The organism is Salinivibrio sp. PR919, assembly GCF_001995355.1.
Taxonomy (GTDB): Bacteria; Pseudomonadota; Gammaproteobacteria; order Enterobacterales; family Vibrionaceae; genus Salinivibrio; species Salinivibrio proteolyticus.
Window position 1 is genome coordinate 1 of the sequence record NZ_MUFL01000110.1, and the last position, 7988, is coordinate 7988.

Below are 7988 nucleotides of genomic sequence, written 5' to 3' on the forward strand. Positions count from 1 at the left end.
GGCGCCGCGGCGCCAGCACCTTGCGTGGCTGGCCGCCATGTCTGCCGGGGCGTTACTCGCGGTGTTCGGGCTGACCGGTCAAGAAAGCTGGCAATGGCTCACGCCTCAAGACAAACGCGCACTGTGGCTTGCCTGGCAGCAATTTCAACAAACGCCTTTTTTTGGCGTTGGCATGGGTCATGGACAAACGACTCTACTACTGGCATCGGCGGCACATCCGGGACACACGGGTCCTGTGAAATTACCGAGCGCGCTAGCATTGTGGTTATTGGAAGGTGGGCTTGTGATGGCACTGGCGTATCTTGCCGTGATACTGCCACTGGCGCTTCGCATTATCCGCGCCCCTTCAGGCACGCGGCGTATGCTCGTTGCGCTCGTGCTTCCGCCACTCACTGGCTTGCTTATCTATCCGGCCAGCGGTACGCAGTGGTTTAACGGCATTTTACTGCTCATGTGGCTGTACTGGCTGGATAATTTAACCAGCAAATACCAACGAATCACATTTTCTACCGCCGAATATGGGCAGCGTATCGCGACACGCAGTATTGCCACTGTAATGATCTTGGTGGGATTGTTGTGCCTATCATCGGTGTATTTAGCCAATCGCTACTTGCGTGACTCTTTATTAACCTCTCAGCGTATTGCGCTCTATCAGCAACATCCGTGGTGGCAAAGTAAACTCACCCAAGGGCTCGCAGAACAGCACTTTCAGCACAACCTAGAGACGCTGTCGGATGCCGATCGCCACCAGCACCTTAACTTATGGCTGCAGCATGTGGCACAACACCCCACGTTTGCGGGCTACCAGCATGCTTATCAGATTGCTCTGCAAATTGGCGATACGCAGCGGGCGCGCGATATTCAGCAAGAGGCGCGATATTTGTTTCCGCAAGCCGCCAAGGTGTGGACCACTCGCCACACCTTACCGATGCGCACTCTGCCGGAATAACGTGCGCCTAGCGCAGTGCGTCGCCCAATGCTTTTAAGCATAGCGCGATGTTTTCTTCACGCGCACTGTAGCCCATTAAGCCAATTCGCCATGCCTTACCAGCGAGATCGCCCAAACCAGCACCGATTTCGAGGTTATAGGTGTTGAGCAGATGTTGGCGTACCGCGCCATCATCGACACCATCCGGAATATACACCGCGTTCAATTGCGGCAAGCGATAAGGCTCATCCACCACAAAGCGGATACCTAAATCGTCCAACCCCGCTTTTAAGCGTTGATGCATGGTTTGATGACGCTGCCAAGCGTTCTCAATGCCCTCTTGATATAACTTGAGTAATGATTCATGCAATGCATACAGACTGTTAACCGGTGCAGTATGGTGATAACTGCGTTTGCCGTCACCGCTCCAATAGCCCAGCACTAAGCTTTGATCGAGAAACCAGCTTTGTACCTTGTGGGTGCGCGCTTGCATTTTTTCAACGGCACGCGCCGAGAAGGTGACCGGCGATAAGCCTGGGACGCATGACAAGCATTTCTGACTGCCGGAGTAGACCGCATCAAGTTGCCATTCATCGACTTTCAAGGGGACACCGCCAAGTGATGTTACGGCATCAACAATGGTAAGGCAGCCGTGCTCGCGCGCCAGCGTCGCCAGTGTTTGCGCATCTGAGCAAGCGCCCGTGGAGGTTTCAGCATGAACAAACGCGACGATACTAGCCTCTGGATGCGCTTTTAATGCCGCTTCAACCTTGTCGGGGCTGACAGGCTCGCCCCATGCATCGTCAACCATCACCGCGTGCGCACCACAGCGTTCAACGTTTTCTCGCATTCGGTCGCCAAACACCCCGTTGCGACAGACAATCACGGTATCACCGGGCTCTACAAGGTTAACGAAGCACGCTTCCATTCCTGCACTCCCGGGGGCAGAGACCGCAATGGTAAACGGATTCTCGGTCTGAAAGGCATATTGTAAGAGCTGTTTGACCTCATCCATCATCGCAATAAAAAGGGGATCGAGGTGTCCCAACGTCGGACGACTCAACGCCTGCAACACTTGCGGAGAAATATCAGACGGGCCAGGGCCCATCAGGGTGCGCTCTATCGGCTGAAATGAGCGGATATCGGAAATTGAAGTTGCCATAACCTATCCTTGTGTCTGCTAAATTTGCGCTTTCCGTTATAGCATACTTTGTGTTCATCGCCCCATTGCCACATCGCGAACTTACGTGCTAGAGCGCATATTCAACGGGTGGCGGATAGCGGCGGTATAGGTGCCTGATCGTCGCTTTGTAACGCAATTGGCGGTTGACAACCACTCACTAGCGCCCGTAATGTAGCCACTCACCATGTGGATCAACACATGGCCGAACATACAGAAGAGGTGCATCACTCAGGCAGTTATCACGCGGAGCCCTACTCCAAGGCGTGATAATCAGGGGAGGCGATGCCGAGGGGGTTCCGACAGGGTAAGGAGCCGCCGGCCATGAAGGCTGAATCCTTCAGGCTGTCACTTGTCATCCATTTGGACAGACAGGTGGAGCGCTTCTGGCAGAATGCCTGCCGTTTGCTCTTCCTTTTTGCTCGCGTTTGCGACGTGACTTCTGATGTTCCCCACTGACTTTTAAATATGTTGAATCAATGAGCACGAGCTCAAAAGGGGAAAAGGACGTGAACCCGTTACCATCTATTTCAGTCGCTAAATTTGGCGGCACCAGTGTTGGCAACTTTGCCGCCATGCAACAAAGTGCCGCAGTGATTATGCGCCATCCCGAGACCCGTTTTGTAGTGATTAGCGCATGTGCCGGCGTCACCAACCATCTTGTCGCCTTAGCCCAAGGCATAAAAAACGATGTCTTACGCCAAAACACACTGGATGCAATAGACGCTATCCACCAGCAAATACTGGCAGCTTTGCCTCCTTGTCATCACACCCAAGAAGCAGTGCGAACGCTCCACCAGCAGATTATCTCCTTGAGTGAGCAAGCCTGTGAGGCCCCGAGCGAAGCGCTTACCGATACCTTGGTTGCCTGTGGCGAGCTTACCTCTACGCACCTGTTTACTCACTTGCTCGTCCACCTTGGCCTACCCGCAGCTCGGATTGATGCCCGCGAATATTTGAAAACGGATAGCCAATTTGGTCACGCTATTCCAGATATCGCCCTGACTCAGCAACAGTGTCAGCGCTTGAATGCGCAGCTAGACAATCACATTCTAGTGACCCAAGGCTTTATCGGTGCCGACAAAGAAGGACGAACGACAACTCTTGGCCGAGGAGGCAGCGACTACAGTGCCGCTTTGTTTGCCGAGGCTCTCGGGGCAACAAGCTTGGCGATTTGGACCGATGTACCGGGTATTTATACTACCGACCCACGCCTCGCCGCCAAAGCACGTCCTATTGCAGAGATCAGCTTTAGTGAAGCATCGGAGATGGCGACGTTTGGCGCCAAAGTGCTCCACCCCTCCACGCTATTACCCGCGGTACGCCAGCATATTCCTGTCTTTGTCGGGGCGGCCTGTGCGCCGGAAAAAGGCGGGACTTGGATCCGAGAACAGGCGGAATCATCCCCCCTATTCCGCGCCATTGCGTTGCGCCGAAATCAAACCATGGTGACCTTGACCAGTTTGACGATGTTCCAAGCGTATGGCTTTCTTGCCAACGTCTTCGCGATCCTAGCGCGCCATCAGATCTCCGTCGATCTGATCACTACCTCCGAAGTCAGCGTGTCTTTGACGCTCGATCAAACCAATACACAGGGTGAGGTGCCCCGTTTGCCTGATGCTGCCTTAGAGGAACTCTCAACCTTGTGCCATGTTGACGTTTGCCAACACTTAGCCGTGGTCGCCTTGATCGGTAATGAGATGCGTCATACCCCGGGGGCGGTGACGCCGGTATTTAACGCCTTAGATACTGCCACCTTGCGCATGATTTGTTATGGCGCGAGTAATCACAATGTGTGTATGGTGGTTGATGACGACAGTGCCACCGAGGTGGTGCAGCGTTTACATACACAGCTTTTTGAGTAAAACCCAAAAGAAAAGCCAGCGTGCGCTGGCTTTTCTCGGTTAGGCATTAAGATTAGGGCCTAGCCACTTTTCAGCTTCCTCAAGACACCAGCCTTTACGTGCTGCGTAGCTATCACGTTGATCATTTTGAATTTTCGCTACCGCAAAGTAACGTGACTCTGGATGGGAAAAATACCAACCCGAAACCGACGCGCCCGGCCACATGGCATAGCTTTCGGTCAGTGTCATCCCCGTATGCGCTTCTACCGATAGCAATTGCCAAATCTTGCCTTTCTCACTGTGTTCAGGACAGGCGGCATAACCTGGCGCTGGCCGGATCCCTTGGTATTGTTCGCGGATCAGGGCGTCGTTATCAAGCGTCTCATCGGGCGCATACCCCCACAAGGTGATCCGAATTTGCTGGTGAAGATATTCCGCAAAGGCTTCTGCGAGTCGATCCGCCACCGCTTGGATCATGATCGCGTTGTAATCGTCCCCTTTCGCTTTGTACTCTTCCGCCAAAGCATACTCACCAATGCCGCCTGTCACCGCAAATGCACCAATCCAATCCGGCTGACCGCTGCTTTTCGGCGCAATAAAGTCTGACAAGCAATAGTTCGCACCACGCGGCTTTTGTGTTTGCTGGCGCAAGTGATTCAATATCGTGCTCACCGTTTGTCGTGACGAGTCGGTATACACTTCAATATCATCATCCACGCTATTGGCAGGAAAGAGGCCACACACCCCTTTTGCCGCTACCAAGCCTTCTGCCTCGAAACGATCGAGCCAAGCATTGGCGTCTTGATACAAACGACGGGCTTCCTCCCCCACCAGCTCGTGATCCAAAATCGCGGGGAATTTGCCACTGAGAGACCACGTCATAAAGAAAGGCGTCCAGTCGATATACTGACGTAAGGTCGCTATCGAAACATCATCGTAAACATGGATGCCTGGCTTCGCCGGTTGCGGAGGCATATAGTTTGCCCAATCCGTTTGCCACTTGTTATCGCGAGCTTGCTCCAAGGTCACCGGTGGCGTGCGGGGCGCTTTACGCTGATGCTGCTCACGCACAGTGTCATACTCTTTGGCCAAACGCGCGACAAAATCAGGTCGCTGCGTCTCGGATAATAACGAGGAGCACACCCCAACCGCACGCGACGCGTTGGGTACATAGACCACAGGCGCATGGTAATGCTGCTCAATCTTCACCGCGGTATGGGCTTTGGACGTGGTCGCACCGCCAATCAACAGAGGAATATCAAACCCTTGGCGCTCCATCTCTTTCGCCACGTTCACCATCTCATCTAACGATGGGGTGATCAGACCCGACAGACCAATAATGTCGACGTTTTCTTCTCGGGCCACCGACAGGATCTTATCGGTCGGCACCATCACACCGAGATCAATAATCTCAAAGTTATTGCACTGCAGCACCACGCCCACAATGTTTTTGCCAATGTCGTGTACATCGCCTTTGACGGTGGCGAGCAGGATCTTGCCATTGGTCTGCCCTTGCTGCTTTTCTGCATTGATGTAAGGTTCAAGGTAGGCCACCGCTTGCTTCATCACCCGTGCCGACTTCACCACCTGAGGCAGGAACATCTTGCCTTCGCCAAACAAGTCCCCAACCACGTTCATGCCCGCCATCAACGGGCCTTCAATCACTTCTAGAGGTTTACTCGCTGCCACGCGAGCCAGCTCGGTATCTTCAACAATAAATTCTGTAATGCCTTTGACCAATGCATGTTCCAGCCGCTTTTCTACTGGCCAGCTGCGCCACTCCGCGGTTTCCGCGACCTCGCTCTCACCACTATCACGATAGCTGTCGGCGATCTCCAATAAGCGCTCCGTGGCACCATCATCTTTGTTGAGCACCACATCTTCTACTGCCAAGCGCAGCGATTCAGGCAAATCATCATAGATGGCTAACTGGCCCGCATTGACGATCCCCATGTCCATGCCATTTTTGATGCAGTGATACAAGAACACCGCATGAATAGCCTCACGGACGGGGTTGTTGCCTCGAAACGAAAACGACACATTTGAGACCCCGCCCGAGATCATGGCATGCGGCAGGGTTTGTTTGATCTCGGCCACGGCGTTGATGAAATCGACCGCGTAGTTATTGTGCTCATCAATACCGGTGGCAACCGCAAAGATATTGGGATCGAAGATAATGTCTTCTGGTGGAAAGCCGACTTGCTCGACCAGAAGATGATAGGCCCGCGTACAGATTTCCACTTTTCGTGCCTGAGTATCGGCCTGGCCCCGCTCATCAAACGCCATCACAATCACCGCTGCACCATAGCGGCGGATCAAACGTGCTTGGTGAAGAAAGGCTTCTTCTCCTTCTTTGAGAGAAATAGAATTGACGATGCCTTTCCCTTGAATGCACTTGAGGCCAGCTTCAATCACCTCCCATTTAGAGGAGTCAATCATCACAGGTACACGGGCAATATCTGGCTCGGCCGCGCAAAGATTGAGAAATCGCACCATGGCCTTTTCGGCATCCAACATACCCTCATCCATATTGATATCGATGATTTGGGCGCCGTTTTCCACTTGCTGCAATGCCACTTCAAGCGCTTCGTCGTATTGCTCTTCAACGATTAAGCGTTTAAAGCGTGCTGAGCCGGTCACATTGGTGCGCTCTCCCACATTTACAAACAAACTATCGGCATCAATGGTCAGAGGCTCGAGTCCAGATAAGCGACAGGCGACTGGATGAGCCGGCAAGGGGCGAGGAGGATGCGTCGCAACGACATCACTGATCGCTTGAATATGTTCAGGCGTGGTACCACAACAACCACCGACCAAGTTGATAAAGCCTGACGCCGCCCACTCATCAATGTGTGTCGCCATCTGTTCAGGAGAGAGGTCATACTCACCAAACGCGTTGGGCAACCCCGCGTTAGGGTGGACAGAGACAAAGCCCTCACAAATGTCGCTCAGCTCTTTGACATACTGGCGCAATTCCGCCGGTCCCAGCGCACAGTTTAAGCCAAAAGACAGTGGCTCAACATGACGCAAGGAGTGATAGAAAGCGGCGGTCGTTTGTCCGGATAAGGTGCGCCCAGATGCATCAGTGATGGTACCGGAGATCATAATGGGTAGGCGCAGGCCACGAGCATCAAAGACCTTCTCCACCGCAAAGGCGCACGCCTTGGCGTTCAAGGTATCAAAGATGGTCTCCAACATGATGATATCAACACCGCCATCAATGAGCGCTTCGGTGGACTCGGCATACACGTCGACTAACTGATCAAAACTGACATTGCGAAAGCCCGGGTCATTCACATCCGGTGAGATTGAGCACGTTCGGTTGGTCGGCCCTAACACACCCGCGACAAAGCGGGGTTTATTTGGCGTTTTCGCCGTCCACGCATCAGCAACCTCACGCGCTAGCCGAGCGGCCGCGACGTTGATTTCCGCACTCAGCGCTTGCATGTCGTAATCGGCCATCGCGATTTGGGTGGCGTTAAAGGTATTGGTTTCAATAATGTCCGCGCCCGCAGCCAGATAATCACTGTGTAGCGCAGCGATTTTATCGGGTTGAGTCAGCACCAAAAGGTCATTGTTACCTTTTACATCACAGTGCCAATCTTTAAAACGCGCGCCACGATAATCGGCCTCATTGAGCCCTAGCCCCTGAATCATGGTGCCCATACCACCATCGATTACCAAAATACGTTCGCGCAGTTGTTGTGTCAGTTGGTCCATACTCATTACGCTTATCATCTTCCTCAATGCGATAATTTCATCCTACCACAGCGAAAATGGAAATCTAGACGTCTATTTAAATGAATTAATATTGATCTATTTCAAATCTGCTGTTCGTTTTGGAAGCGATTTCTATTAATATTTTGTAACTCTTTTTTCCACTCCCTAGCCGTATCAGGAATGATGTATGTCAACCTACGCTATCCTCAGCTTTATGGCCGCTGCCGCCATTATCATCGCGTTTATTAACAGTAAAATTAGCCGCGTCCAAACCACCATCGCAATCACGGCAGGTGCACTTTTACTGTCTTTAGGG

The 7988-nt window shown here is 52.7% G+C and carries 4 protein-coding genes, 1 pseudogene and 1 riboswitch; of the genes and pseudogenes, 3 read left to right on the plus strand and 2 right to left on the minus strand.

Features of this window, described 5'->3' with window-relative positions:
* On the plus strand, nt 1-949 hold a 949-nt coding region (locus tag BZG83_RS15030), incomplete at its 5' end, for a Wzy polymerase domain-containing protein (protein WP_131825103.1).
* A 7-nt stretch (nt 950-956) separates the two neighbouring features.
* Here the strand turns inward: BZG83_RS15030 and BZG83_RS15035 are convergent.
* On the minus strand, nt 957-2090 hold the full coding sequence (locus BZG83_RS15035) for a pyridoxal-phosphate-dependent aminotransferase family protein (protein WP_077481747.1): 1134 nt from the start codon (nt 2088-2090) through the stop codon (nt 957-959).
* A 227-nt stretch (nt 2091-2317) separates the two neighbouring features.
* A riboswitch (Lysine riboswitch) is annotated at nt 2318-2502 on the plus strand.
* A gap of 85 nt (nt 2503-2587) precedes the next feature.
* Here BZG83_RS15035 and lysC point away from each other — a divergent pair.
* Nucleotides 2588-3973, plus strand: a complete 1386-nt coding sequence (lysC, locus tag BZG83_RS15040; protein ID WP_077481749.1) for a lysine-sensitive aspartokinase 3 — start codon at nt 2588-2590, stop codon at nt 3971-3973.
* A gap of 39 nt (nt 3974-4012) precedes the next feature.
* Here lysC and metH read toward each other — a convergent pair whose 3' ends face one another.
* Nucleotides 4013-7678 (minus strand): methionine synthase, encoded by a 3666-nt coding sequence (gene metH, locus BZG83_RS15045; protein WP_198536747.1) that lies wholly within the window; start codon nt 7676-7678, stop codon nt 4013-4015.
* A 181-nt stretch (nt 7679-7859) separates the two neighbouring features.
* Here metH and BZG83_RS16610 point away from each other — a divergent pair.
* Nucleotides 7860-7988: pseudogene (locus tag BZG83_RS16610) on the plus strand (cation:proton antiporter); the annotation flags it as partial.